The organism is Halomonas sp. LMYGS-3 (genome assembly GCF_059509875.1).
The window spans coordinates 230,093-255,100 of the sequence record NZ_JCAKFQ010000002.1 but is presented as its reverse complement, the minus strand read 5'-3'; the positions used below and the strand labels follow the sequence as shown (position 1 = coordinate 255,100).

Sequence of the window (25,008 nt, the reverse complement as noted above, 5' to 3'; positions counted from 1 at the left end):
CCTTCCTTGTGGAAACGTCTTTTCGGCATTATATCCGGGCCGCCCCTGAGTGGACAGGCATCCGCGTGCCCTGTGTCATACTGTTCTGGAATCAACGCCCAAGAGCCCGCCTATGACGCTCAAGAACCGACTGTTCGTGCTGCTGCTGGGCCTGCCACTGCTGCTGCTCGCCGGCCTCGCCGGCCTCGCCCTCCACCTGGAGTCCGAACACCGCCGGCAGGCCCTGCACGAGCGTCTCGCCACAGCCGCCGACCTGCTCGCCCCGGAGCTGGGCAGCGCCCTCGCCGAGGATGACCGCCCCGCCCTGGAAGCCCTGGCCGGGCGCCTGCTCGACCTGGAGGAGGTCCGCGCGGTGGGTGTCCGCGACGCCGCCGGGATGCCGTGGCTCGAGCTCGGGCGGCTGCGCGAGGCCCCCTTCCCCACCGGCGGGGAAGGGATCCGCCTGGCTGCCGATGGCCGCCTGTGGCGCCTGCGGGTCCCGCTCGACACCGCCCCCACCGATCACCTCGCCCCGGCCTGGCTGGAGCTCGATATCGACGCCATGCCCCTGGCACTGGACCACTACCGACGCCTGGCCAGTGCCGGGCTGGGCCTGCTGGTGATCGGATTGCTGCTGTGGCTGGTCGCCTATGCCACCAGCCGCCGCCTGATTGCCCCGGTACAGGCCGCCGACCGAGCCCTGGCACGCTTGGCCCGCGGTGACAACCCGCCGCCCCTGGCCGTCGCGTCGCCCCCGGAGCTGGCCGGGCTGGCCCAGCGCGTCAACGCCCTGTCCGACCATCTCGACCGCGCCCGGGATGAGGTGCAGCGCCAGATCGAACAGACCACCGCCGAGTTGCAGGAGTCGATGGAGACCATCGAGGTCCAGAACATCGAGCTGGACATGGCCCACCGCCGGGCACTGGAGGCGAATCGCATCAAGTCGGAGTTCCTGGCCAACATGAGCCACGAGATCCGCACGCCGCTCAACGGCATCATCGGCTTCTGTCGCCTGCTTGGCCGCTCGCGGCTCGAGCCGCGCCAACGCGAATGGCTCGACCACGTCCATCGCGCCTGCGACAACCTGCTGGTGCTGGTCAACGACGTGCTCGACTTCTCCAAGCTCGAGGCCGGCCGACTGGAGCTCGAGCACGTTCCGCTGGACATGGTGGCGCTGGTGGACGAGGTGCTGGCGCTGCAGGCGCCCCAGGCCCATCAGAAGGACCTGCAACTGCTCGGGCTGGTCTATGACGATGTGCCCGTCACCCTGAGCGGCGACCCGTTGCGCATCCGTCAGGTGCTGACCAACCTGGTCAACAACGCCATCAAGTTCACCGAACGGGGCGAGGTGATCGTGCGGGTCATGGTGGAACAGGCCGAGCCCGGCCGGGTGACCCTGAGAATCAGCGTCAGCGACACCGGTATCGGCCTCTCCACCGAGAGCTGCCAGCGGCTGTTCCAGGCCTTTCGTCAGGCCAACCCCAGTCACTCCCGCGAATTCGGCGGCACCGGCCTGGGCCTGACCATCTGTCGGCAGCTGGTCGAGCAGATGGGCGGCGAGATCGGCGTGGAGAGCGAGCCCGGCCAGGGCTCGAGCTTCGCCTTCACCCTGCCGCTGGAGGGCGACGAGGAGCGCGAGCGCCCCCCCGAACTGCTGCTGGCCGGCGAGGCGATACTGCTCGACGAGCCGCATCCCGCCACTCGCCGGGCACTCCATCATCTGCTCAACCGCTGGGGGGCCCGCGTGATCGACGGCGCACCGCTGGCGCCTGACGAGACCTCCCCCGCTTTACTGGTGGCGGGCATTCCCGACCAGTCCCTCGATGCCGATGGGGTGGCGAGCTGGCAACGCCGCCTCGACGCCCTCGCTTGCCCCGCCCTGCTGCTGGTCAACACCAGTCCCCTGGACCTGCCGCCGCTGGTACCGTCCCACGGCGGCGAGATGCTGAGCAAGCCCCTCTCCCGGGTCGCCCTGGTCGAGGCGATACAGCGGCAGTTGGGAGGGCGACTGGCGGCCACGCCGCCGCCCGTCGAAGACGCGTCCCAGGCGGTGCCGCTGCGCCTGCTGGCCGTGGATGACACCGAGTCCAACCGCTTGCTGCTGCGCGAACTGATCCAGCGCCCGGGGATCGAGGTGGATCTCGCGGCGAGTGGCGAGGAAGCCCTGGCCATGGCGCAGGAGCGGCGCTACGACCTGGTACTGATGGACATCCGCATGCCGGGCATGGATGGCGCCGAGACCACCCGGGTGCTGCGTCGCCTGCAGGGGGCCTGGAGCCACCTGCCCATCGTCGCGGTCACCGCCCATGTGCTGGAGGATGAGCGCCAGCACCTGCTGGCCAGCGGCCTCGACGACGTCCTGATCAAGCCGCTGGATACCCACAGACTGACAGAGCTGCTGCAGCGCCACCTCGACCTGCCCACCCTGCTGCCGGGGGCCGGCGACCCGGCCGGCGGATGGAGAGACGACGATGGCGAGCTGGCGATCGTCGACCTGACCCTCGGTACGCGACTCGCCGGGGGGCGCGAGGCCCTCGCCAGGGAGCTGCTGGCGCGCCTGGCGGCATCGCTGCCGGAGAGCGAGGCGGCGATCCGCGGGGCGCTGGCGCGGGAGGATGACGAGGCGCTGCTGGATGCCATTCACGCCCTCAACGGCGCCTGCCGCTACTGCGGGGCGCCGCGTCTGGCACTGCTCGCCGAGACCCTGGAGACGCGCCTGCGCTCACGTGGACGCGAGGGTGTCACCCCGCTGCTCGATGACCTCTTCGCTGCCATGGCGGGGCTGCGCGACTGGCAGGCGAATCAAGCCTCGAGCACGACGAAGGCCACCGCCAGTTCCGCCTCGTCGGTCAATGACAGGTGAATGGAGCGCACCCCGGCGACCCCGGCCAGTTCGTGGGCCTTGCCGCTCAGCACCAGCGAGGGACGCCCCAGGGCGTCGTTGACCACCTGGATCTCGGTCCAGCGCATGCCGCGCCGCAGCCCGGTACCCAGCGCCTTGACGAAGGCCTCCTTGGCGGCGAAGCGCTTGGCCAGGAAGGCCGCAGGCTGGCCATGCCCGTGGAAACGCTCCAGTTCCGTCTCGCCCAGCAGGCGCAGGGCAAAGCGCACGCCGTGGCGGGCCAGGGCCCGCTCGAAGCGCTCGACCCGAGCGATGTCGGTGCCGACCCCGATGATCATCGGCAGCAGCCACCCGCCGCGTCGTGCTCGTGATCAGGGTCGTCGAGGGCGGCCAGCAGGCCGGCTTCCTGGCCGGCGATCATCAGCCGCTTCATCTCGGCCACCGCCTCCTTGAGGCCGACGAACAGGGCCCGGGCGATGATGGCGTGGCCGATATTGAGCTCGTGGATGCCGGGAATCGCTGCGATGGCCTCGACATTGTGGTAGTGCAGGCCGTGGCCGGCGTTGACGACCAGCCCCAGCTCGCCGGCCATCTCGGCTGCGGCGGAGAGTCGGGCATGCTCACGGCGGGCGTGCTCACCCGAGGCTTCGGCATAGGCACCGGTGTGCAGCTCGATCACCGGCGCCCCGGCGTTCGCCGCCGCCTCGATCTGCGCCGGCTCCGGGTCGATGAACAGCGATACCTCGCAGCCGGCATCGGCGAGGCGGCGACAGGCGGCGGCAACGGCGTCGAAGCCGCCGGTCACGTCGAGCCCGCCTTCGGTGGTCAGCTCCTCGCGCTTCTCCGGCACCAGGCAGACGTGGGCCGGGCGCACCTCCTCGGCGAGGCGGATCATTTCGTCGGTGACCGCCATCTCCAGGTTCATGCGCGTGTTGAGCACCTCGGCCAGCAGGCGCACATCGCGCTCCTGGATATGGCGATGGTCCTCGCGCAGGTGGACGGTGATGCCGTCGGCACCCGCCTCCTCGGCCAGCAGCGCGGCCTGCACCGGGTCCGGATAGCGGGTGCCCCGAGCCTGACGCAGGGTAGCGATGTGATCGATGTTGACGCCGAGCAGGATGCGCGGGGGGTGCATGGGCTCTCTCCAGCAGCAGTAGGGCGAAAGGGAATATTAGTGTGGGCCGGTGCGGCGCCTCTCGGCAAGCTGGCGCATCAATTCCCGCGAGCGCAGCGGTTTGGCGCCCAGCAGTGGCGCCAGCGCCGCCCGGGTCACCGCCTTGGCCGGGCCTGCGAGCCCCGGCTCACCCCAGTCCCCGGCGGCAAGCAGCCGCAGGGTGCGACCGTCGATGCCCGGCTCACCGGGAGCGAAGGCGCGCGACGCGACATCGAAGCGATAACGCCGCTGGGGGTCCAGCCCACGGCCATCGGGTTCGGCGAAGCGTGGCGCGGCGTCCAGCGCCTCGAGCAGCGACAGCTCCAGGCGACGCAGCGCCGCGGCGCGCCCTTCCGGGCGCGGCAGCGCCTCGAGCAGCGCGGCATAGAAGGCGAACACCTCGGCCACCGGAAACTCAACCGGCAGCACCCGGGTAAGTAGCTCGTTGGCATACAGACCGCAGAGCAAGCCCTCACCGGCCAGCAGTGCCGCCGCGCCGTGGCTCTCCATCAGGCGCAGGCGCTTGAGGTCCCCCGTGCCGGACCAGGTGACGTGCAACGGCGCAAAGGGCTGCAACCGGGCACGGGCTCGCGAACCGGGCCGCTGCACGCCCTGGGCCACGGCTCGCACCCGACCGTGCTCGAGGGTCAGCAGCTCGACCAGGGCACTGGTCTCGCGGTAGGGGCGCTTATGGAGAAGAAATGCCGGCTCTGGCTGCATGGCCTTTCCGTGAGGTTCGATGCAGAAAGCGCCGAGGTTCCCCTATGGGGTCAGACCCCGGCGGTGTCGATACCGCAGGCAAGATGCACCAGGGCAGCGATGGCGACCCGGCTGGGGTCTGACCCCATAGGCGCCGCCCCCCCCTGGAGGACACGCCGCCATCAGTCCAGGTTGTACCCGAGGCTCTTCAGCGCCCGCTCGTCGTCGGACCAGCCACGCTTGACCTTGACCCAGAGGTTGAGCATCACCTTGGCATCGAGCGCACGCTCCATGTCGAGGCGCGCCTCGCGGCCGATGCTCTTGATGCGCTCGCCGCTCTCGCCGATGAGGATCTTCTTCTGCCCCGTGCGCTCGACCAGGATCAGGGCGCTGATATGCACCACCCGGCCCTCGTCGCGGAACTCCTCGATCTCCACGGTCATCTGGTAGGGCAACTCGTCGCCGAGCTGGCGCATCACCTTCTCGCGCACCAGCTCGGCGACGAGGAAGCGCTGGCTCTTGTCGGTAACCTGGTCCTCGGGGAAGTAGTGAAGGCTCTCGGGCAGGTGCTTGGCTACCTCGGCCTCCAGCTCCGGCACGTTGGTGCCATGCTTGGCCGAGATCGGCACGATCGCGGCGAACTCGCGCCGCGCACCGACCTCCTCGAGCCAGGGCAGCAGGCTGGTCTTGTCCTGCAGGCGGTCGACCTTGTTGACCGCCAGAATCACCGGGGCCTCGACGTGCTCGAGACGCTGCAGCACCACCTGGTCCTCGTCGGACCAGCGGGTGCGGTCGATGATGAACACCACGCAGTCGACATCGCGCAGGGCCTGGGTGGCCGCCTGGTTCATGAAGCGGTTGATCGCCTTGTTGCGATCCTTCGCCATGATGTGGATGCCCGGGGTATCGACATAGACGAACTGCGCCTCGCCCTCGGTCTTGATGCCCATGACCTGATGGCGGGTCGTCTGGGGGCGGCGCGAGGTGATCGAGATCTTCTGGCCGAGGATGCGGTTCATCAGGGTCGACTTGCCGACATTGGGACGACCGACGATGGCCACGAAACCACAGGTTCGGGTCATGAGCGTGCTCCTCTGGGCTCGAGCCGCTCCAGGGCCTTCCCGGCGGCCTGCTGCTCGGCGTGGCGACGGCTGGCACCGACCCCCGTGGTGTGCTCGTCGAGCATTTCGATATGGCACTCCACGGTGAAGGTCTGGGCGTGGGCCTCGCCCTCCACCGAGACCACCTCGTAGCGCGGCAGCGGCGACTGGCGCGACTGCAGGAACTCCTGCAGCCGGGTCTTGGGATCCTTCTGGGTATCCTGCAGGCTGATGCTCTCGAGCCGTGCGGCATACCAGGAGAGCACCCGGGTACGGGCGACATCCATCCCGGCGTCCAGGTAGATGGCGCCGATCACCGCCTCGACGGCGTCGGCGAGGATCGACTCGCGGCGGTGGCCGCCGCTCTTCATTTCGCCGGACCCCAGGCGCAGATGCTCGCCGAAGCCCATCTCCCGGGCCAGCTCGGCCAGGGTCTGGCCCTTGACCAGCCGGGCGCGCAGCCGCGACAACTGGCCTTCACGGGCCTCGGGAAAGCGCTGGAAGAGCGCCTCGGCGATCACGAAGTTGACGATCGAATCGCCGAGAAACTCGAGGCGTTCGTTGTTCTGGCCGCCGAAACTGCGGTGCGTCATGGCCAGCTCCAGCAGGGCGGCGTCGCCGAAGGCGTGGCCGATGCGTCGGCTGAAGGCGTTGAGGGAGTTGCTCACGAAGCTCCTGAATGATCGATGTCGGGGCGGAAAGGTTCGGGAAAGCGAGCCGGGGCGGGCACTCCGGGACGCCGTGCCCGGGCCGCTCTGGGCCTGGACTAGTGGATGCGGCGTATGCTGCTGAAACTGGGTAGTCCCCCGTCCCAGTGCATCCACACGGCAAAGGCACGACCCACGATGTTCTCTTCCGGGACGAAGCCCCAGTAGCGGCTGTCGTTGGAGTGGTCGCGATTGTCGCCCATGGTGAAGTAGTGGCCCTCGGGAACCACCAGTTCGCGCATCTGCGGGCCCGGATCTCGAGGGTTATTGTAGATACGGTGGGCCATCTCGCCCAGGCGCTCCTCGAGCAGCAGCTCGCCGGGGGCCGCTCCCCCCGTCTCCGCCAGCAGGCGCTTGGAGACCGGCTCGCCATTGATATAGAGCTGCTTGCCCTCGTAGCGCACCCGGTCGCCCGGCAGCCCCACCACCCGCTTGATGAAGTTCACCGAGGGCTCGTTGGGAAAGCGGAACACCATGACGTCGCCACGCTCCGGCATGTCGAGTTCGAGGATGCGGGCATGGGTCACCGGCAGTCGCAGGCCGTAGGTGAACTTGTTGACCAGGATGAAGTCGCCCACCTCCAGGGTCGGGCGCATGGAGCCCGAGGGGATCTGGAAGGGCTCGACCACGAAACTGCGCAGCAGCAATACCACCAGCAGCACCGGAAAGAACGACCGGGAGTAGTCGACCGGCCACGGCTCCTTGAGCGCCTTCTCGCGGGCGCGCTCACCGAGGCCTTCGGTGGTGCCCGCCTCGGCGGCCACCAGTCGCTGGCGGCGAGCCGGTCGCCACCAGACCACATCCAGCAGCCAGATCAGGCCGGTGACGGCGACCGCCACCACCAGCAGAAGAGAGAAATCCATGCGGTCATCCGTTCCTAGTCGTTTACCTTGAGCACGGCGAGGAAGGCATCCTGGGGTATCTCGACCCGGCCGACCTGCTTCATGCGCTTCTTGCCCGCCTTCTGTTTCTCGAGCAGTTTCTTCTTCCGGGTGACGTCGCCGCCGTAGCACTTGGCGGTCACGTTCTTGCGCAGCGCCTTGACGGTGGAGCGGGCCACCACCTGACCGCCGATGGCGGCCTGGATGGCCACATCGAACATCTGACGCGGAATCAGTTCCTTCATCTTCTCGACCAGTATCCGCCCACGGCCGTGGGCATGATCGCGATGGATGATCACCGCCAGGGCGTCGACCTTGTCGCCGTTGATCAGCACGTCGAGGCGTACCAGCTTGGCCGCCTGGAAGCGCTCGAAGTTGTACTCCAGCGAGGCATAGCCCTTGGAGATGGACTTCAGGCGATCGAAGAAGTCCATCACCACTTCGCTCATCGGCAACTCGTAGGTGAGCTGGATCTGGCTGCCGAGGAACTGCATGTCGCGCTGCGTGCCACGGCGCTGTTCGCACTCGGTGATGACGTTGCCGACGAAGTCCTGAGGCACCAGGATGCTGGCGCGTACGATGGGCTCGCGCATCTCCTCCACGTCGGCCATGTCGGGCAGCTTGGAGGGGTTGGCGACGTACATCTCCTCCCCGTTCTTCATGGCCAGTTCGTAGACCACGGTGGGGGCGGTGGTGAGCAGGTCCAGATCGTACTCGCGCTCGAGGCGTTCCTGGATGATCTCCATGTGCAAGGTGCCGAGGAAGCCGACCCGGAACCCGAAGCCCAGGGCGTCGGAGTTCTCGGGCTCGTACTCCAGCGAGGCGTCGTTGAGCGCCAGTTTCTCCAGGGCGTCGCGGAAGTCCTCGTAGTCGTCGGCGCTGACCGGGAACATGCCGGCATAGACCTGTGGCTTGACCTTCTGGAAGCCGGGCAGACGCGGCACGTCGGGCGTCTTGGCGTGGGTGATGGTATCGCCCACCGGGGCACCCTGGATGTCCTTGATGCCCGCGACGATGAACCCCACCTCACCGGCACGCAGGATACCGGTCTCGCGGCGCAGCGGCGTGAAGATGCCCACTTCGTTGGCCTGCCAGTCCCGCCCGGTGGACTTGATACGGATCTTCTCGCCCTTCTTCAGGGTGCCGTCGAACAGCCGGACCAGCGACACCACCCCCAGGTAGTTGTCGAACCAGGAGTCGATGATCAGCGCCTGCAGCGGTGCCCCCGGATCCCCCTTGGGCGGCGGGATGTCGCGCACCAGGCGCTCGAGCAGCTCGTCGATGCCCAGGCCGCTCTTGGCCGAGACCCGGCAGGCATCGGTGGCATCGAGGCCGATGATCTCCTCGATCTCGTGGGCGACCTTGTCGGGGTCGGCCTGGGGCAGGTCCATCTTGTTGAGCACCGGCAGCACCTCGAGCCCCTGCTCGATGGCGGTGTAGCAGTTGGCCACCGACTGGGCCTCGACACCCTGGCCGGCATCCACCACCAGCAGCGCCCCCTCGCAGGCATAGAGCGAGCGGGAGACCTCGTAGGAGAAGTCCACGTGCCCCGGAGTGTCGATGAAGTTGAGCTGGTAGGTGTTGCCGTCCCGGGCGTGGTAGTCGAGCGTCACCGACTGGGCCTTGATGGTGATGCCGCGCTCGCGCTCGAGGTCCATGGAATCGAGCACCTGCTCCTTGAGCTCGCGCTCGCTCAAGCCGCCGCAGTTCTGGATCAGGCGGTCGGCCAGGGTCGACTTGCCGTGGTCGATGTGGGCGATGATCGAGAAGTTGCGGATGTGCTTGAGCTGATCGGAGGGGGTGTCTTGAGACATCGAGTGCTTCTGCCTGGTTGGTGTCGGGCCACGGCCGGGCGTCGTGACGCCGGCGAGCGGGCAAGAGAATGGGCGCTATTGTAGCGGGATGCGCCTGACAGGAACAGCGACCCGACGGCGCGGGCCGTCGGGTCGCGGTTTCCGGAGAGCCTGCCGACGATGGTATCAGTCGGCGGCGAGGCGCAGGGCGACGAACAACGACCGCCCATCGCGATAGAGACGCACCGGCACGGCGCGATCGGCGGGCAGCGCCTCCACCACCTCGAGCAACTGCTCGGGGCTCTCCACGGCCTGGTGATCGATGCTGACCAAAACGTCACCCGGACGGATCCCGGCGGCGGCGGCCGCACCGCTCGGGTCGAGCTCACGGACCCGCACGCCACCCTCGATGCCGAGGCGCTCGCGCTCGCTGGCCTCGAGCTCGCCCACGGCCAGCCCCAGCCGGGCCTGGCGGTCGCTCTCCTCGGTACGAGCCACCTCACGGCCCTCGGCGTCGGGCCAATCGCCCACGGTCACGGTCTGGCGGCGCTGCTCGCCATCGCGCAGCAGCACCAGCTCCACCTCGCTGCCGGGGCTCGTCCGGCCGATCAGGCGCGGCAGGGTGCTGGAGCGTTCGACCTCGTCGCCATCCACCTCGAGGATGACGTCACCGGCCCGCAGGCCGTCACGGGCCGCGGGGCCTTCCGGGTCCAGGTCGGCGATCAGCGCGCCACTGGGGCTCTCCATACCAAAAGACTCGGCCAGGTCGCGGGAGACCGGCTGGATCATCACCCCGAGCCAGCCACGGCTCACACGGCCGTCGTCGCGCAGTTGGTCGGCCACGTCCATGGCGACGTTGATGGGGATGGCGAAGGAGAGCCCCATGAAGCCGCCGCTGCGGGTGAAAATCTGGGAGTTGATGCCCACCACTTCGCCGTCGAGGTTGAACAGCGGTCCGCCGGAGTTACCCGGGTTGATGGCCACATCGGTCTGGATGAAAGGGACATAGGCGTCCCGCGGCAGGGTGCGGTTGATGGCACTGATGATGCCCGCCGTCACCGAGGAGTCGAAACCGAACGGCGAACCGATCGCGGCCACCCAGGCACCGACCTTCAGGGTATCGGAGTCACCCAGGGTCAGGGCCGGCAGGTCGTCGGCATCCACCCGGAGCAGGGCCACGTCGGTGCGCTCGTCGGCCCCGATCAGCTCGGCGGCAAGCTCTCGGCGGTCGTTGAGTCGCACCAGGATCTCGTCGGCTCCCTGGACCACATGGGCATTGGTCAGGATGTAGCCGTCCTCGCTGATGATGAAGCCGGAGCCCAGAGACTGACGCTCCCGCTCCTGGGGACGCCCCTGACCACCACCGCCCGGCGGCATCGGGAAGCGGTCACCGAAGAAGTGACGGAAGATCTCCGGGATCTCCTGGCCACCCAACCCCCCGAAGGGATCTTCACGGCTCCGCTCCACCCGGCTGGTGGAGATGTTGACCACCCCGGGGGCCGCCTGCTCCACCAGCTCGGTGAAGTCCGGCAGTTCGCGTGCCATGGCCGACTGCCAGGCCAGCAGGGTCGCGGCCAGCAGCATCCACAGGGAAAGATGTCGAGTCATGCGCTTCATGGAGTGCTCCTGCGAACGATCAAGGGGACATACTCGTGGGTTCGGCGACTGCCGACTCAGGCCGACGCTGCGGACCCGGCCGGCCGTCGCAGACGACAGGGCTCGTCGTATCGTCGAAGATGGCGGCGCCTCGGCGCGAAACCAAGCCCCGGCACCAGCCGGGCAGCGGGGCGCCCCGGCCCGCCGCGACCGATGGGGGCTGCCAGGGGCAGGGTCATGGTCCGTCCTCCGCGACGTCAGCGTCGTGGATCACCGTCGATACGGCGGCGTCCTCGACGCGCCACTCCAGGGTGTCGGCCACGCGCAGCAGTACGCGGGGCGGCAACTCCCCCATCACCACCACCTGCCTGGGACGCCCGCCCAGTTCGCGATGACGCACGGCAGCATGGGAGACACCGAGACGGTGCATGCCCGGGGCCAGCAGATCGTCACCCTCGCCCTCGATGGGCTCGACGAACAGGCTGAGAGTGGAGAGTCCATCGCTGTAGAGTCGATGATCGACCGTGTCGCCGTGCCGCGAGCTGCGGGTGGCCACCGGCTGGGGAACGAAACCGTCGGGGAGCCAGCCGACGACCCAAGGGTCGGCCGGCGCCTCACGGTGTCGGTCGAGAATCACGTGGCCCTCGTGGAGGCGCGGTCGATCGAGTTCGGTAAATTGAAAGGTCTCGACCACCCGCCCCGTCTCGTCCAGCAGGACCTGCTTGAGCGGGAGGGCCGTGGCCACGTCGAGCCACAGGCGATGGCCGAAGCGGAAGCTGTCGAGAGGGTCGATGTTCAAGCGTACGGTGCGACGACTGGCGATGCGCTCCTCGCCACCCAGCTGCAGGCGATAGAAGGCGTCGAGATGCGCGGCGATTCCGGCCGGCGAGGCCGGCACCTCGCCGTCCTCGTCGGCCCAGCTCAGGCGACCGATACGGCCACGGCGCTCGAAGACCACAGGGGGACCATCGAGGAAGCTGGCCACCTCGCGTTCGACGCCATCCTCGATGTGGTGGGAAAGGGCCAGGGTCCTGATGCCGTCGAAACCGATCCGCACGGCACGCGCCTCGAACACGTAGCAGTGGCTCGCCCAGAGACTCCGCTCGAACCAGTCGAGGGCCGATTCCGGAGCTTCCCGAGTGGCCAGTTCCCGGCAATCGAAGCGGTCGCCGCTCTCGGTAGCGGCGTCGGCCGCCCGCAGCGGGTCATCGACACCCATCATCAGGCCGGCCCCGGCAAGCAGCGCTGCCGCCAGCGCGGGAGGCCTGCGGCACCGGATCCTGCCAACGAGTAATGGGTCAGCTCGCATCAGCACAACCCCGGCATCAGCGCGTCCCCAGCGACTCACTGCCCGAGGCGCGCAGCAGCGGCATCCAGGCGTCACCGCTACGGTAGGCGGCCCCCTCGGCGTGGCGGTCGAGATAGGATTGCAGCAGACGAGCCTGCTCCTCGTCGGCCCGCTGCGACTGTCGAGGATTGGGCGCCATGAACATGGGCGACTCGCCTCCCGCACCGACGGTCATCAGCCCCTGGCCACCGCCGGAGGCCCCTATCGGGGCCTGGAACAGCGGCAAGTCGACCAGTGACGGACGAGTGGCACCGCTACCGGCGCCCTCGGTCGTGGCCAGCGAGACCGGCGCCGGCTGGCTGTCGGAGCCGGCGACCATACCAGACTCGTCGCTGCCGCTCTGGTAGAACTGCGCACCGGTGATCACCATCAACGTCACCGCGGCGGCGATGCCTGCACTGCGGGCAAACGGCAGTGAGCGGCGGGCTACCGCCATCTCGGGCTCCAGGTGTGGCGCCTTCTCGTCCCGGAGTCGCACCATGATGCCGGCGGAAAGGTCGGTGGCGACATCGACACCCGGTTCGCGTCGCATCAGGCTGCGCATCAGATGGTAGCGTCGCCAGGCATCGGCGGCATCGGGAGCGTCGCCCAGCGACTTCAATACCCGACGCAACTCGAGTTCGTCACCTTCATTGTCCATCAGGGCAGAAAGCGATTCCCGTGCGTTCTGACTCATTCTTCACACCCTCGCACTCGCAAGGCACCCCGCCTTGCGTCCATTGACAGCCTGGGAGGTCGGCATTCACGGTCACAGCCTGGCGATGCCGACATGTTAGGACCCGCCGGCGGCGGGTCGGTCACTGCTTCTGACGCCGCAAGCGCCGGACAGTTCAGCAAATCGTCAAAAACCTTGATCGCCCCTCTCATTCGGGGATCGGCTCGCGGTTGCGCGAGGTGGTCACCAGCGGTTGGATATGCTGATCCACCGCTTCCCGCGCCCGGAAGATACGCGAGCGCACCGTGCCCACCGGACACTGCATGATATGGGCGATATCCTCGTAGGAGAGGCCATCGAGCTCACGCAGGGTGATGGCGGTGCGCAGGTCGTCGGGCAGGTTCTCGATCGCCTCGAAGACGGCCGCCTCGAGCTGGTCGCGGGCGATCGCCGCCTCCGGTGACTCGATGTCGGCCAGGCGGCCGCTGTGATCGACGATCTCGGCATCGACGATATCGAGATCGCTGCCCGGGGGCCGCCGCCCCTTGGAGACTAGGTAGTTCTTGGCGGTGTTGATGGCGATCCGGTACATCCAGGTATAGAAGGCACTCTCGGCGCGGAACTTGCCCAACGCCCGGTAGGCCTTGATGAAGGCCTCCTGGGCCACGTCCTGGACCTCGGCATGGTCGTGCACGTAGCGGCCGATCAACCCGATGATCTTGTGCTGGTACTTCCTCACCAGCAGGTCGAAGGCACGGGTATCACCCTTCTGGGCGCGCTCGACGAGTTGTTGATCGGTCTCCCGGGTGCCCATTCACGCCCTCCCCGGCCGAGGAAGGCGTGACGGGGTTCCGATGAGTTGCCGCGAACGGACTAGTAAAGCATGCATAATGTCAACCTGAAGCCCTGAGGCAGCTGGGAGTTGGAAGGCCGGAGCCAAAAGAGGCAAGTGTTCCCGTTTCTGGCGCATGCATCAAGCCGAATCCCTTGCCGACGATGCCCGCGCTGGGACACGCCAAGGACCCTACGGTTCCCGGCGCGATTGATTTTTGCCATGCCCACGGGCGATAGTAGGGCCCACTCTATATTCGCCATCGGCGCAGACACGATACAGGTAGCACAATGTCAGAGCAGCAGGTCAACAACCTCAACGTCCTCGCCCAGGACGTCCTGATCTCCCCCGAGGCCCTGAAGAACGAGATTCCTCTCACCGAGGCCGCCGAGCGCACGGTGATCGAGGGTCGCGAGACCATCCAGCGGATCCTCGAGGGCCGCGACCCTCGCCTGCTGGTGGTGGTGGGCCCCTGCTCCATCCATGACGTCGATGCGGCCCTGGATTATGCCCGCCGCCTGCGTCGGCTGGCCGATGAGGTGAAGGATAGCCTCTATATCGTGATGCGCGTCTACTTCGAGAAGCCCCGCACCACCGTGGGCTGGAAGGGGCTGATCAACGACCCGCACCTCAACGACTCCTTCGAGATCGAGGAGGGCCTGCACATCGCCCGCCGCTTGCTGGTGGAACTGGCCGAGATGGGCCTGCCCCTGGCCACCGAGGCACTGGACCCGATCTCGCCCCAGTACCTGCAGGACTGCATCAGCTGGTCGGCGATCGGTGCCCGCACCACCGAGTCCCAGACCCACCGCGAGATGGCCTCGGGCCTCTCCTGCCCGGTGGGCTTCAAGAACGGCACCGACGGCAGCCTGGACGTGGCCGTCAACGCCCTGCAGTCGGTGGCTCACCCGCACAACTTCCTCGGCATCGACCAGGCCGGCCAGGTGGCGATCATCCGCACCCGTGGCAACGCCTACGGCCACGTGGTGCTGCGCGGCGGCAACGGCAAGCCCAACTACGACAGCGTCAGCGTGGCACTGGCCGAGCAGGAACTCAAGAAGGCCGGGGTCAAGCCCAACATCATGATCGACTGCTCCCACGCCAACTCCAACAAGGACCCGGCGCTGCAGCCGCTGGTCCTGGAGAACGTCACCAACCAGATCCTCGAGGGCAATCGCTCGATCATCGGCCTGATGGTGGAGTCCAACATCGGCTGGGGCAACCAGAAGATTCCCGAGGATCGCAGCCAGCTCAAGTACGGCGTCTCGATCACCGATGCCTGCATCGACTGGGACACCACCGTGGACGCCTTCAAGCGGATGAACGACAAGCTGACCCCGGTACTGGCCGCCCGTACCCGGGCCGCCTGACCACTCACACCCCAGCCACCTCACAACGGGCCCGCCGATCCGGCCGGGCCCATTGCGTTGCCTGGGGGCAAGCGCTCAGACGTCCTGGCGCACCCCGTCGATCTCGCGCACGAAGGGCGGCAGGGCGTCGAGCAGCGCCCTGCCGTAGCGGCGGGTGAGCACCCGGCGGTCGAGCAGCGTGATGCGCCCGCTGTCGGCCTCCTTGCGGATCAGTCGACCACAGGCCTGGACCAGCTTGATCGAAGCGTCCGGCACGCTGATGCGCATGAAAGGGTTGCCGCCGCGGCTCTCGATCCACTCGGCTAGCGTCGCCCCCACCGGATCGTCGGGCACGGAGAACGGCAGCCGGGTGATCACCACATGGGTCAGGTAGTCGCCGGGCAGGTCGACTCCCTCGGCGAAGCTCGCCAGGCCGAAGATGATGCTGCCCTCCCCGGCATCGACCCGCGCCCGGTGACGGGTGATCAGCTCGCGCTTGGGCAGCCGGTCCTGGGCCAGTACCCGCTCGGCAAAGGACTTCGGCAAGGCCTTCTCCACGGCGCGCAGCTGTGCCCGCGACGAGAACAGCATCAGTACCGCCTCCCGCTCGCCGAGGGCCTCGACGAAGTCGACGATGGCCCACTCGTGGGCCTCGCGGTCGGCCGGGTCGACCGCCTCCCGCGGCACGCTGAGCACCGCCCGAGAGTAGTCGAAGGGGCTCGGCAGGCGCTGGTAACGGTAGCGGTTGGCGAGCCCGGCGCGCTCCTGCAGGCGCTCGAAGCGCCCCAGGGCGGTCAACGTCGCCGAGGTGACCACGGCACCGAAGCTGCTGCCCCACAGCGTCCGGGCCAGGGTGTGGGCGGCCGAAACCGGGCTCGCCGAGAAGGTCAGTTCCGGCTCGCCCCCGAAGCGCTCGAGGGTCAACCAGCGCGCCCGGGGCGGCTCCGCGGGATCGTCCTGCTCGCCGAAGGCCAGCCACAGGGCGTGGGCCTCGAGCGAACGGCCATGCAGCAGTGCCACCAGCGGCAGCCAGGCCTCGGCCTGGTCGCGGGGCAGGCCGGTGTGCTTTTCCGGATCGAGGCTCTCGCGCAGGATATCGTTCATGGTCTCCAGGGTGCGCGAGAGCTCGGCGAAGATCACCACCAGGGCGGCGGCCAGTTCACGCAGCGGCGTCGGCGCCCGGCCCATCTCGAAGCGGTGGTGGCGACTCTCCTCGCCGTCACCGAGCCCCTGAGGACACCCGGCCTGCTGGTGACCGAGGGCGAAGGCCTCGCCCAGCTTCGGTTCGAGCGCGTCGATGGCCTGGGGCAGTCCGGCCAGCAGCCTGGCCAGGGTCGGCTGAACCGCCAGGGCGGTGTTGAGCTCGGTGAGCGACCTCTTCAGGGTGCGCAGCCAGCGCAGCGCCCCGCCCACGGCGAAGCGGTGGGTGAAGTGCTGCAGCGCCTTGTCGGGCAGGTGATGGCCCTCGTCGAACACGTAGATGCAGTCGCCGGGTGCCGGCAGCACCACCCCGCCGCCCAGGGCGAGGTCGGCGAGCACCAGATCGTGGTTGGCGACGATGACGTCGGCACTGTCGAGGTGACGGCGGGACCGGAAGAAGGCGCAGGCGCCGAAGTGGCCGCAACGGCGGTTGGTACACTGACGGTGGTCGACGGTCAGCCGGCGCCAGTGGCCGTCGTCGATGGCCTCGGGCCAGCTGTCGCGGTCGCCGGCCCAGCGGCCATTACCGTAGGCTTCGCCCAGCGACCGTGCCAGGGCCTGGAAATCGTCGCCGCCGGACGCCAGCGACTGCTCGAAGAGCGACAGGGTCGGGTTCTCCTCGCCGCCGTCGAGGGCCTGGTCGAGGCGCGCCACGCAGATGTAGCGCCCCCGTCCCTTGGCCAGGGCGAAGTCGAAATCGAGGCCGCTGTGCGCCTTGAGGGCCGGCAGGTCCTGGTGCAGCACCTGCTCCTGCAGCGCCACCGTGGCGGTGGCGATCACCAGCCGCTTGCCGCGGGCCTTGGCCACCGGCAACGCGGCGAGCAGGTAGGCCAGGGTCTTGCCGGTGCCGGTACCGGCCTCGAGCACGCAGACGTGCTCGTCGCTGGTCCGCCGGCCGGCCTCGTCGCTCTCGATGGCCGCCAGGGTGCGGGCGATCTCGGCGATCATCAGCCGCTGGCCGTAGCGCGGCGTGAGGTCGAGCCCCTCGAGCACGCGGCGGTAGGCGGCCTGGATCTCGCCCTTCAGGGCCTCATCGAGCATGCTGGCGCGTCCATCGCATAGGAGCTGGCTCTGTAAGCCGCCGGGCAATCGCTGTCGGCATTTCTTTGCCACCTCGGTGTCGGGGCTGTCCCGGCGGCAGGCCTCCGCGAGGGCGCTGTGAACCCGTCCCTGGGCGCTACTTTTTCCTTCCCTGGAAAAAGACCCTCGCTGCGACCTACCCCCGGCGCCCCTCGACGATGGCAAACCGCGATAGTCCCGAGCGTTTCAGGGGTATTCTTACAGCTTAAAGCTTACCGCTCATCGCTGTCGTTAAAGCAGCCCTTCCGGCGGATGCTCGCAGGGCAGCTTGGCATTGATGAAGCGCTCGATCTCGGGCAGCGAGAAGGCATCCTCCTCGCCCACGAAGCTGATCGACACCCCCTTGGCCCCGGCCCGGCCGGTACGGCCGATGCGGTGGACGTAGTCCTCCGGATCCTCCGGCAGGGTGTAGTTGATAACGTGGCTGACATCCTCGATGTGGATGCCGCGACCCGCCACGTCGGTGGCCACCAGCACCTGGATCTCGCCCTCGCGGAACTGCTCGAGGGTACGGATGCGCTGGTTCTGGGGCACGTCCCCGGAGAGCATGGCGGCATTGATGCCGGCCTTGCGCAGCAGGTCGTCGAGACGGCGCACCAGGTCGCGGCGGTTACCGAACACCATCACCCGGTCGAAGCTCTCCTGCTGCAGCAGCTTGATCAACAGGCGCTGCTTGTCATCGTCGCTGACCATGTAGACACGCTGATCGATGTCGGCGGCATTCTCCACCGTGACCTCGATCTCCACGTGGGACGGCTCATGGGTCCACTGGCTGGCCAGGTTGAGGATGTCCTCGGTGAAGGTGGCCGAGAAGAGGAAGGTCTGGCGCTCCTCCTTCTTCGGCGTGTGGCGGATGATGCGCTTGACGTCGGGGATGAAGCCCATCGACAGCATGCGGTCCGCCTCGTCGAGCACCAGCACCTCGACCTGGGTCAGGTCGACGTCACGCTTCTGGTGGAAGTCGAGCAGGCGCCCCGGGGTGGCGACCAGGATGTCGAGCTTCTTGCCCAGCCCCTCGCGCTGCTTCTGGTAGTCCATGCCGCCGACGACGCTGGCCACGTTGAGGTCGGTGAAGCGCGCCAGCGCCTTGGCGTCCTTCTCGATCTGCAGGGCCAGTTCACGGGTCGGCGCCACGATCAGGGCCCGCGGCGCCCCCGGCTTCTGGCCGTTGGGGACCTCCTCCTCGAGGAAGTAGGCCAGTATCGAGATCAGGAAGGCGGCGGTCTTGCCGGTACCGGTCTGGGCCTTGCCGACCACGTCGCCACCCAGCAGGGTGTGGGCCAGGGCCTCGGCCTGAATCGGCGTGCAGTACTCGAAGCCCAGGGCGTGGATGGCGCGCATCAGCGGCAGCGGCAGGTCGAAGTCATGGAAGCGCCACTTGCCCGCCACCGCCGGCACCTGAAACTGGCGCAGGTCCCAGCTCGACGACTGGCGGCGCCGCGGCTTGCGACGGCGACGCTTGGGCTTGCGATCCTGGGCCGGTGCCGGTGATGTGATCTGTTCCGACTCGCTCATAGGCTTGCTGTCTAGTCCGTTTCAGTGAATTAGGAGGCATGACACAAACGGGCATTGTACCAGTCTCCATCGCCGAGGGCCCGCCTCGTGCATGCGTCCTGCAGGGATCGCTGTCGAAGCGGGAGGCCCGGCTGGTAGAATGCCCGCAGACACGCAAGGAGTCATGCGTCATGACACGCCGCAAGAAGACACGTTCCCTGGCCGACAAGGTGCAGATCCGCACCGGCAGGCGCAAGGATTTCAAGAAGTGGCGCCACGAGAACCCCGACCAGGTGACCTCGTCGGCCCGCTTCACTCAGAAGAAGCGCCAGCAGCGCAAGCTGCAGGCGGCCCGCAAGCTCGCCCGCCAGCAGGCCGGCGAGACCATCGCCATCCATCCCGACAGGCAGAACGGCGAAGGCAACGGCGAGGGGAGCAACGACTGATGCGGCTCGTCTCGTTCAATATCAACGGCATTCGCGCCCGCCTGCACCAGCTCGAGGCGCTGGTCACGGCCCATCGCCCGGCGCTGATCGGCCTGCAGGAGACCAAGGTCCAGGACAGCGAATTTCCCGTCGCGGCGGTGGAGGCACTGGGCTACCGGGTCGACTTCCACGGCCAGAAGGGGCACTACGGCGTGGCGCTGATGGTCGACACGACCCAATGCGGCGAGCCCGAGGCGGTACGCTTCGGCTTTCCCGACGACGGCGAGGAGGCCCAGCGCCGCATGATCGGCGTGCGCCTGCGGCCCGGCGGTGGCGACCCCTTGACGGTATGGAACGGCTACTTTCCCCAGGGCGAGAACGTCGACCACCCCGTCAAGTTTCCCCACAAGCGCGAGTTCTATGCCCAGCTCCAGCGCCTGCTCGAGGAAGACCACCGCCCCGACGAGCGGCTGGCGGTGATGGGCGACTTCAACATCTCCCCCGAGGACATCGACATCGGCATCGGCGAGGCCAACCGCCGGCGCTGGCTGCGCGAGGGCAAGACCAGCTTCCAGCCGGTGGAGCGCGAGTGGCTCGACGGCATCAAGGCCTGGGGCCTGACCGACAGCTATCGCGTGCGCCACCCCGCGGTCGACGACCGCTTCAGCTGGTTCGACTACCGCTCCCGGGGCTTCGAACGCGACCCCAGGCGCGGGCTGCGCATCGACCATATCCTGGTCACCGCGCCGCTCGCCGAACGGGTGGTCGATGCCGGCATCGACTACGACCTGCGCGGCATGGAGAGACCCTCGGACCACGCCCCGGTGTGGACGGACTTCAGTCTCTGATCGCCGCCAGCCCCTCGAGCCAGCGCGCGGCCTCCTCTCTGCCCCGCTCGCTGGCCATCCGCAGCGCCCGCTCTGCCAGGCCCGACTCGCCCCAGGCGTGGGCCAGCTGGCCCAGACGCAGCCAGTCGTCGCCACTGTCGCTGTGGGCAGCCACCGCCTCCCAGGCGGACAGCGCCCGCTGGCGATCCCGGGCCGCTTCCCAGGCCTGGGCCAGCAGCCGGCGATGCTCCAGGCCGTCGGCCAGCTCGCCACCCTCCAGCGCCTCGGCCAGCCGCTCGGCGGCCCGCGCCGGGGTGCCCCCGGCCAGGTGCAGCTCGATCAACTGCCGCAGGTCCTCCTCCCCCGCCAGCACGCCCCGGCGCCAGCCGGCCTCCCAGATCGCGGCGGCGCGTCCGGGCTCGCCGAGTCGCTGGGCCAGGGCCGCGGCCCGACGCCACGCTGCCGCCGAGGGAGCCGCGTCGAGCTCCGCCTCGAGCAGGGCCAGCGCCTGCTCTCCACGCCCCGACCGCTGGTAGACCGCCGCCGCCAACGCCTGCCGGGAAGCATCCGGCGCACCGCCGGCGTCCAGCGCCCGCGCAACCCACTCGGCCGCGCCCTCCCAGCGCTCCAGTTCGGCCAGCACGCGCGCCATGCGCCAGTGATCCTCCGGCGTGCCGCCATGCTGCGTCAGCCATTCGCCGAGCAGCGCCACGGCGCGCTCGCGCTGCCCCACCGCCTGGCGCAGGCCGGCTTCGTCATGTAGACGCGCCGCCCGCCAGTCGGCCGGCGCCGCCTCGCTGCCTCGGGCTTCCCTCAGCAGGTCGGCGGCGACCGCGGCCCGCCCCTGTCGCGCCTCCGCCCCGGCCGCCAGTTGCAGGTAGAGGGCGCGTGCCCAGCGGTCGGCGGCGTTACCGCCCTCGAGCCGTGCCGCCTGGGCCAGGGCACGCTCGCTCACGGCGTCGACGTCGCCCCGCTCGAGGCGCTGCTGCAGGGCCTCGAGGTCGGCGATGAATTCGCCGGGCAGCGCTGGAGAGGCGGCCACTGGCGCGGTGACCAGCAGCCAACCGGCGGTGCACAGGGCAGCGAATCGCGTCGGGATCATGGCACTCACCTCAGCTGGCTCTCATCTCAACTGGAATTCCAGGCGCTGGCGGGCACGCCGCAGCCCCTCGGCCGACTCGAAGCGCCAGCGGGCCACCGCCTGGCGGGCGGCGGCGTCGAAGACATTGCGCGGCCGGGAGTCGGTGACGCGAATCGTCGAGGCGTCGACGCGCCCGTCGGGACGAATCACGAACTCGAGTTCGACATGTCCCTCCAGGCCGCGACGCTGGGCCCGGGCCGGATAGTCGGGCGGCACCCGACTGGTAGGTGCGATCCGGCCCACGTCCACCGGCGCCTGGTTCACGGGTTCAGCGCTCGGCTCGGCAGACGCCACAGTCGCGGCCGACCGGGATTCGGGGGCGGGCTCCGGCGAGGGGTCGGGAGCGGGCTGCGGCTCGGGTTCGGGAGCGGGCTGCGGCTGGGGGTCGGGCGCCGTCTCGGTCAGCTCCGGCAGGGACGTGTCGAGTTCCAGCGGCGCGAACGCCTCCGGCGGCAGCTCGGGCTCGGGAAGCGCGATGGGGCTCTCCATGGGAGGCGCAGGCTCCGGCAGGGGCGGCGGTGGTGCCGCCTCGGGCGGGGCGGCGGCTTCCGCCGATGGTTCGGCGACCTCTTCCTCCACCGGCTCGGGGGCTTCGATGGTGCTCAGGGTCATGGGCATCGCGAGCACCTCGATTTCCTGCTCGGGCGGCGTGACCAGCAGCGCCAGCAGCCAGAACAGCAGCAGCGCCAGGGAGATGCCGCCGAGTGCCGACAGCCCCCTGCGAATCATGAACCGCTCCGGGTCGCCGCGACGGCCACGTCTTCCACCCCGGCCTGGCGGATGCGGTCCATGACCTCGATCAGCAACCCCGTGGTGGCGGCGCGGTCGGCCTGGATGACCACGCCGCCGCCCTCGCTGACCAGGCCGGCAACGCGCTCGCCCACGCGGTGGGCGTCCACCGCCTCGCCGTCGACCCACACCGCCCCCTCGGGGGTCAGCGCCACCATTACCTGGGCATCCGGCCGGGGTGTGGCGGCACTCGACTCGGGGCGCTCGATCTCCACCCCGCTCTCCTTGATGAAGCTGGTGGTAACGATGAAGAAGATCAGCATGATGAAGACGACGTCCAGCATCGGGGTCAGGTTGACCTCGCTGGCCTCGCCAGTGTCGGCGGTGAGCCGGCGTCTACGCATCGGTTTCCTCCACGGCGCGGGCCAGGCGGTCGTGCAGCCGCTGGTCCTCGCGCCGGATGATGTGCTCCAGGCGGCTGGTGAAGAGCAGCCCCACCACCGCCACCGCCATGCCGGTCAGGGTCGGCAGGGTCGCCCGCGCCACGCCGTCGGCCATGGCCCGGGCCTGGCTGGTCTCGCTCATGGCCAGGCCGTCGAAGACGGCGATCATCCCGGTCACGGTGCCGAGCAGCCCCAGCAGGGGACAGAGCCCCACCAGCAGCTTGAGCCAGGGCAGCGGACGGCGCAGGCGGGCGATCAGCTCACGGGTCCAGACTTCGCGCAGGGTCCGCGCGCTCCAGGTCAGGTGATCGTCACGCGCCGTCCAGCGGCGAATCAGGCCACGGCGGGCCCGCCGATAGGTGATGCGGAAGTACCAGACGCGCTCCAGCGCCAGGCTGAACAGCAGCATGGCCACCAGGGCAATCACCACCAGGACCGCACCGCCCGCCTCGACCAGGCGCTGCAGGGGGTCAAGCCAGAGCGGCATCACGGGCATCGCTCCCCATGGCCGCCGGCTTGCCGGCTGTGCGATTCTCCAGATGATCCGCCAGGGCGGCACTCGCCTCTCCCTCGACGACGCCGGCCAGGTGGCGGCTGCGCCCCGCCAGGGCGGTGTGGGCGAACAGCAGCGGCACGGCGGTGATCAGCCCCAGCACGGTGGTGACCAGCGCCTGGCTGATCCCGCCGGCCATCAGCTGCGGGTCGCCGGTGCCGAATACCGTGATCGCCTGGAAGGTCACGATCATGCCGGTTACCGTCCCCAGCAGACCGAGCAGCGGCGCCACAGCGGCGAGCAGCTTGACCAGCGCCTGGCCGCGTTCGAGCCGCGGCTGCTCGGCCAGCACCGCTTCATCGAGCCGGGCCTCCAGGGCCTCCGGCGTCTGGTGCCCCTCGAGGGCGCGGAAGCGGCCCAGCACTCGCCCCAGCGGGTTGTCGCCACGCAACCGACTCAGGTCACGCCGTTGCCGCCGCACGGCCAGGCTGACCCGCAGCAGGTAGCCGTACTGGGCCAGCGCCACCAGCAGGCCGAAGGCCCCGAGCGCGACCACCACGTAGCCGACGGCACCGCCCTGGTGAAAGCGCTCGACGAGATCCGGACGCTGGGCCAGGGCCGCCACGACCCGGCCACCGGTCGGATCCAGGGCCAGCGATCGCGCCTCGCCGGCATGGAAACCGGCCAGGGTCTTCGCCACCTCGCGCGGGGTACGCTCGACCACCGACAGCACCGCGTCGTCGGCGCCGCGGCGCAGCAGCTCGCCCTCGGTGAAGGCGGCCAGGTCGCCCAGGCGTATCACCCGGTGCGGCGCGACCTCGCCGTCCGCCCCGGCCACCGGGGCCTCGAAGCGGACCACCCGACCGGTCTCGGCGGTCAGCGCCATCAGGCCGTCGGCGATCCCTTCGAGGTGCTCGCGCTCGAGCACCTCGGCATCGTCGAGCCGGGGAGGAAGCTCGCCCCCCGCCACCGTCAACCAACTGTCGGCCAGGGCGTCGCGCAGGTCTCCGCTGTGCCGGGCCAGTGTCGCCAGGATGCCCTCCAGGTCGCCCCCCTGCTCTCGCTGGCGGGCGTCGAGCTCGACCTGCCACGCCTCCTGCTCGGCCTGCCGCGCCTCCAGCTCGCGGTGTTGCCGCCGGGCCGCCTCGTGTGCCTCGCGCGCCTCGTCCAGGGCGGCCTCCAGCGCCTCCCGATCCTCGAGCAGCCCGACCAGGCGGGCCTGGTCCCGCACCTCGGCCGCCTCGCGCTCGGCGCGCAGCGTGGACAGTGGCTCGGACTGGGCCTGAGCCAGGCTCGCCAGGCACAGCAGCACGCCGCACAGCAACCCACCGGCCAATCGCCGTGTGTTCATGAACGCTCCTCCCGGGTCTCGGCCGATATCAGCGGCTGCGACACCGGCAGCTCGAGCAGCTCCGGCGCCCGCTGATCACGGGCGATGCGTAGCCCCTTGCGCACCTCGCCGCGTTCGTCATCGTCCAGGGATCGCCAACGCCGCTCGTCGGCCAGCCAGACCCCGCCGCCACGCCCATCCGGCGTCAGGTAGTAGAGTCCGATCCGCCCGAGACGCAGGTAGTCCACCTCGCGCCGGGTCTCGTCCCGGGTCAGGTAGCCGCGCCAGGCGTCCAGCTCGCGACCGTAGTCGAGCTCGGTACGCCAGGCCGCCAGCAGGCGCTCCAGGCGCTCGGCCTCCGACAGCGCGGGATCGCCCAGGCCGGCGACGCGCGCCCGGCGCTCCTCCACCAGGAACGGCAGGTCGTGCTCGATCCACCGCGCCAGGCGCTCCTCCAGCCCCCGGGTGATCGACGGCAGCGCCTCGCGGGTGCCCGCCAGGGAGTCCAGCGCCGCCTCGCGGCGCGCGAGGCTCTCGGCCCGTTGCTCCAGCTGGGGTTCGAGTTCGGCGTTACGCGCCGCGAGGCGCCGCGTCTCGGCCTCGAGCTCGCGCAGCTCCCGCAGTCGCTCGCGCGCCTCGTCATCGGTGGCGTCGATGCGTGCCTGGAGCTCGGCCTGGGCACGCTGTGCCTGGCTCGCTTCCTCCAGCAGCGTCTCGGCGGATATCGCCGGGGCGACCGCGAGCAACCCCATGAGCCACCAGAGGGCCGTGCCACGCAAGAGTGGATATCGAAACGTCACCACGACCGGACTCCCTTGATGTTCACACGATGCGTTGATGGGACGAGTGGCTGGCCCGGAAGGCAAGCGGCCAAACGATGCCATCGATGAAAACAATTATCAATCATGATGG

General features: G+C 69.2%; 23 protein-coding genes. 4 read left to right on the top strand and 19 right to left on the bottom strand.

Going from position 1 to position 25,008, the window contains the following annotated elements; translation table 11 throughout:
• The first annotated feature begins 112 nt into the window (after nucleotides 1–112).
• Nucleotides 113–2,842 (top strand): ATP-binding protein, encoded by a 2,730-nt coding sequence (locus AC5W54_RS03380; RefSeq protein WP_495960653.1) that lies wholly within the window; start codon nucleotides 113–115, stop codon nucleotides 2,840–2,842.
• Here AC5W54_RS03380 and acpS read toward each other — a convergent pair.
• The 11 genes from acpS to rpoE all read right to left on the bottom strand — a co-directional run bounded on the left by acpS (nucleotide 2,782) and on the right by rpoE (nucleotide 13,567).
• Nucleotides 2,782–3,159 (bottom strand): holo-ACP synthase, encoded by a 378-nt coding sequence (acpS, locus tag AC5W54_RS03375; protein ID WP_495960652.1) that lies wholly within the window; start codon nucleotides 3,157–3,159, stop codon nucleotides 2,782–2,784. The two genes, AC5W54_RS03380 and acpS, sit on opposite strands and share 61 nt — an antisense overlap.
• On the bottom strand, nucleotides 3,156–3,956 hold the full coding sequence (gene pdxJ, locus AC5W54_RS03370) for a pyridoxine 5'-phosphate synthase (RefSeq protein ID WP_495960651.1): 801 nt from the start codon (nucleotides 3,954–3,956) through the stop codon (nucleotides 3,156–3,158). The genes acpS and pdxJ overlap by 4 nt, the downstream gene beginning before the upstream one ends.
• A 36-nt stretch (nucleotides 3,957–3,992) precedes the next feature.
• Entirely contained in the window at nucleotides 3,993–4,694 is a 702-nt protein-coding gene (recO, locus tag AC5W54_RS03365; protein ID WP_495960650.1) for a DNA repair protein RecO, read from the bottom strand.
• Between the two features lie 161 nt (nucleotides 4,695–4,855).
• Nucleotides 4,856–5,755 (bottom strand): GTPase Era, encoded by a 900-nt coding sequence (gene era / locus AC5W54_RS03360; RefSeq protein ID WP_495960649.1) that lies wholly within the window; start codon nucleotides 5,753–5,755, stop codon nucleotides 4,856–4,858.
• A complete protein-coding gene (gene rnc / locus AC5W54_RS03355) occupies nucleotides 5,752–6,441 on the bottom strand; it encodes a ribonuclease III (protein WP_495960648.1) in 690 nt (229 codons plus the stop codon). Before rnc ends, era begins: the two co-directional genes overlap by 4 nt.
• A 98-nt stretch (nucleotides 6,442–6,539) precedes the next feature.
• Nucleotides 6,540–7,343 carry a signal peptidase I gene (gene lepB / locus AC5W54_RS03350; protein ID WP_495960647.1) on the bottom strand — a complete coding sequence of 268 codons (804 nt, stop codon included), beginning with the start codon at nucleotides 7,341–7,343 and terminating at the stop codon, nucleotides 6,540–6,542.
• 14 nt (nucleotides 7,344–7,357) lie between these two features.
• Nucleotides 7,358–9,175: a translation elongation factor 4 gene (lepA, locus tag AC5W54_RS03345; protein ID WP_495960646.1), complete on the bottom strand. Its 1,818-nt coding sequence runs from the start codon at nucleotides 9,173–9,175 to the stop codon at nucleotides 7,358–7,360.
• Between the two features lie 165 nt (nucleotides 9,176–9,340).
• Entirely contained in the window at nucleotides 9,341–10,771 is a 1,431-nt protein-coding gene (locus AC5W54_RS03340) for a DegQ family serine endoprotease (protein ID WP_495960645.1), read from the bottom strand.
• Between the two features lie 214 nt (nucleotides 10,772–10,985).
• A complete protein-coding gene (locus AC5W54_RS03335; RefSeq protein ID WP_495960644.1) occupies nucleotides 10,986–11,972 on the bottom strand; it encodes a MucB/RseB C-terminal domain-containing protein in 987 nt (328 codons plus the stop codon).
• Nucleotides 11,973–12,075: 103 nt separating this feature from the next.
• Nucleotides 12,076–12,774 carry a sigma-E factor negative regulatory protein gene (locus AC5W54_RS03330; protein ID WP_495960643.1) on the bottom strand — a complete coding sequence of 233 codons (699 nt, stop codon included), beginning with the start codon at nucleotides 12,772–12,774 and terminating at the stop codon, nucleotides 12,076–12,078.
• 187 nt (nucleotides 12,775–12,961) lie between these two features.
• Nucleotides 12,962–13,567 (bottom strand): RNA polymerase sigma factor RpoE, encoded by a 606-nt coding sequence (rpoE, locus tag AC5W54_RS03325; RefSeq protein ID WP_495960642.1) that lies wholly within the window; start codon nucleotides 13,565–13,567, stop codon nucleotides 12,962–12,964.
• Between the two features lie 308 nt (nucleotides 13,568–13,875).
• Between rpoE and AC5W54_RS03320 the strand changes: the two genes are divergently transcribed.
• Nucleotides 13,876–14,955 (top strand): 3-deoxy-7-phosphoheptulonate synthase, encoded by a 1,080-nt coding sequence (locus tag AC5W54_RS03320; RefSeq protein ID WP_495960641.1) that lies wholly within the window; start codon nucleotides 13,876–13,878, stop codon nucleotides 14,953–14,955.
• A gap of 75 nt (nucleotides 14,956–15,030) precedes the next feature.
• Here the strand turns inward: AC5W54_RS03320 and dinG are convergent, their stop codons facing one another.
• Nucleotides 15,031–17,175 (bottom strand): ATP-dependent DNA helicase DinG, encoded by a 2,145-nt coding sequence (dinG, locus tag AC5W54_RS03315; protein ID WP_495960640.1) that lies wholly within the window; start codon nucleotides 17,173–17,175, stop codon nucleotides 15,031–15,033.
• A gap of 270 nt (nucleotides 17,176–17,445) precedes the next feature.
• Entirely contained in the window at nucleotides 17,446–18,729 is a 1,284-nt protein-coding gene (gene rhlB, locus AC5W54_RS03310) for an ATP-dependent RNA helicase RhlB (protein ID WP_495960639.1), read from the bottom strand.
• Between the two features lie 170 nt (nucleotides 18,730–18,899).
• Between rhlB and AC5W54_RS03305 the strand changes: the two genes are divergently transcribed.
• Nucleotides 18,900–19,154, top strand: coding sequence for a hypothetical protein (locus AC5W54_RS03305; RefSeq protein WP_495960638.1), 255 nt, complete (start codon nucleotides 18,900–18,902; stop codon nucleotides 19,152–19,154).
• Nucleotides 19,154–19,981 (top strand): exodeoxyribonuclease III, encoded by an 828-nt coding sequence (gene xthA / locus AC5W54_RS03300; protein WP_495960637.1) that lies wholly within the window; start codon nucleotides 19,154–19,156, stop codon nucleotides 19,979–19,981. The genes AC5W54_RS03305 and xthA overlap by 1 nt, the downstream gene beginning before the upstream one ends.
• On the opposite strand, the gene AC5W54_RS03295 is transcribed toward xthA, so the two are convergent.
• From AC5W54_RS03295 to AC5W54_RS03270, 6 genes are read right to left on the bottom strand one after another with little or no spacing between them, the layout of a single operon-like run.
• Nucleotides 19,971–21,062, bottom strand: a complete 1,092-nt coding sequence (locus AC5W54_RS03295; protein ID WP_495960636.1) for a hypothetical protein — start codon at nucleotides 21,060–21,062, stop codon at nucleotides 19,971–19,973. The genes xthA and AC5W54_RS03295 overlap by 11 nt on opposite strands.
• 21 nt (nucleotides 21,063–21,083) lie before the next feature.
• Nucleotides 21,084–21,830, bottom strand: a complete 747-nt coding sequence (locus AC5W54_RS03290; RefSeq protein ID WP_495960635.1) for an energy transducer TonB — start codon at nucleotides 21,828–21,830, stop codon at nucleotides 21,084–21,086.
• Complete coding sequence (locus AC5W54_RS03285) at nucleotides 21,827–22,234, bottom strand: ExbD/TolR family protein (RefSeq protein WP_495960634.1); 408 nt, start codon at nucleotides 22,232–22,234, stop codon at nucleotides 21,827–21,829. The genes AC5W54_RS03290 and AC5W54_RS03285 overlap by 4 nt, the downstream gene beginning before the upstream one ends.
• Nucleotides 22,227–22,769, bottom strand: coding sequence for a MotA/TolQ/ExbB proton channel family protein (locus AC5W54_RS03280; protein ID WP_495960633.1), 543 nt, complete (start codon nucleotides 22,767–22,769; stop codon nucleotides 22,227–22,229). The genes AC5W54_RS03285 and AC5W54_RS03280 overlap by 8 nt, the downstream gene beginning before the upstream one ends.
• Complete coding sequence (locus AC5W54_RS03275; protein ID WP_495960632.1) at nucleotides 22,744–24,117, bottom strand: MotA/TolQ/ExbB proton channel family protein; 1,374 nt, start codon at nucleotides 24,115–24,117, stop codon at nucleotides 22,744–22,746. The genes AC5W54_RS03280 and AC5W54_RS03275 overlap by 26 nt, the downstream gene beginning before the upstream one ends.
• Nucleotides 24,114–24,899 carry a DUF3450 domain-containing protein gene (locus tag AC5W54_RS03270; protein ID WP_495960631.1) on the bottom strand — a complete coding sequence of 262 codons (786 nt, stop codon included), beginning with the start codon at nucleotides 24,897–24,899 and terminating at the stop codon, nucleotides 24,114–24,116. Before AC5W54_RS03270 ends, AC5W54_RS03275 begins: the two co-directional genes overlap by 4 nt.
• Between the last annotated feature and the right edge of the window lie 109 nt (nucleotides 24,900–25,008).

What these genes read in the sequence shown, in the direction of transcription:
- AC5W54_RS03275 (WP_495960632.1), bottom strand. Translation starts at nt 24,117, where the DNA reads ATGAACACACGGCGATTGGCCGGTGGGTTGCTGTGCGGCGTGCTGCTG.
- lepA (WP_495960646.1), bottom strand. Translation starts at nt 9,175, where the DNA reads ATGTCTCAAGACACCCCCTCCGATCAGCTCAAGCACATCCGCAACTTC.
- dinG (WP_495960640.1), bottom strand. Translation starts at nt 17,175, where the DNA reads ATGCTCGATGAGGCCCTGAAGGGCGAGATCCAGGCCGCCTACCGCCGC.
- AC5W54_RS03285 (WP_495960634.1), bottom strand. Translation starts at nt 22,234, where the DNA reads ATGCGTAGACGCCGGCTCACCGCCGACACTGGCGAGGCCAGCGAGGTC.
- AC5W54_RS03320 (WP_495960641.1), top strand. Translation starts at nt 13,876, where the DNA reads ATGTCAGAGCAGCAGGTCAACAACCTCAACGTCCTCGCCCAGGACGTC.
- lepB (WP_495960647.1), bottom strand. Translation starts at nt 7,343, where the DNA reads ATGGATTTCTCTCTTCTGCTGGTGGTGGCGGTCGCCGTCACCGGCCTG.
- AC5W54_RS03330 (WP_495960643.1), bottom strand. Translation starts at nt 12,774, where the DNA reads ATGAGTCAGAACGCACGGGAATCGCTTTCTGCCCTGATGGACAATGAA.
- rhlB (WP_495960639.1), bottom strand. Translation starts at nt 18,729, where the DNA reads ATGAGCGAGTCGGAACAGATCACATCACCGGCACCGGCCCAGGATCGC.
- era (WP_495960649.1), bottom strand. Translation starts at nt 5,755, where the DNA reads ATGACCCGAACCTGTGGTTTCGTGGCCATCGTCGGTCGTCCCAATGTC.
- AC5W54_RS03335 (WP_495960644.1), bottom strand. Translation starts at nt 11,972, where the DNA reads ATGATGGGTGTCGATGACCCGCTGCGGGCGGCCGACGCCGCTACCGAG.
- rpoE (WP_495960642.1), bottom strand. Translation starts at nt 13,567, where the DNA reads ATGGGCACCCGGGAGACCGATCAACAACTCGTCGAGCGCGCCCAGAAG.
- AC5W54_RS03290 (WP_495960635.1), bottom strand. Translation starts at nt 21,830, where the DNA reads ATGATTCGCAGGGGGCTGTCGGCACTCGGCGGCATCTCCCTGGCGCTG.
- acpS (WP_495960652.1), bottom strand. Translation starts at nt 3,159, where the DNA reads ATGATCATCGGGGTCGGCACCGACATCGCTCGGGTCGAGCGCTTCGAG.
- xthA (WP_495960637.1), top strand. Translation starts at nt 19,154, where the DNA reads ATGCGGCTCGTCTCGTTCAATATCAACGGCATTCGCGCCCGCCTGCAC.
- pdxJ (WP_495960651.1), bottom strand. Translation starts at nt 3,956, where the DNA reads ATGCACCCCCCGCGCATCCTGCTCGGCGTCAACATCGATCACATCGCT.
- recO (WP_495960650.1), bottom strand. Translation starts at nt 4,694, where the DNA reads ATGCAGCCAGAGCCGGCATTTCTTCTCCATAAGCGCCCCTACCGCGAG.
- AC5W54_RS03305 (WP_495960638.1), top strand. Translation starts at nt 18,900, where the DNA reads ATGACACGCCGCAAGAAGACACGTTCCCTGGCCGACAAGGTGCAGATC.
- AC5W54_RS03295 (WP_495960636.1), bottom strand. Translation starts at nt 21,062, where the DNA reads ATGATCCCGACGCGATTCGCTGCCCTGTGCACCGCCGGTTGGCTGCTG.
- AC5W54_RS03280 (WP_495960633.1), bottom strand. Translation starts at nt 22,769, where the DNA reads ATGCCCGTGATGCCGCTCTGGCTTGACCCCCTGCAGCGCCTGGTCGAG.
- AC5W54_RS03380 (WP_495960653.1), top strand. Translation starts at nt 113, where the DNA reads ATGACGCTCAAGAACCGACTGTTCGTGCTGCTGCTGGGCCTGCCACTG.
- AC5W54_RS03340 (WP_495960645.1), bottom strand. Translation starts at nt 10,771, where the DNA reads ATGAAGCGCATGACTCGACATCTTTCCCTGTGGATGCTGCTGGCCGCG.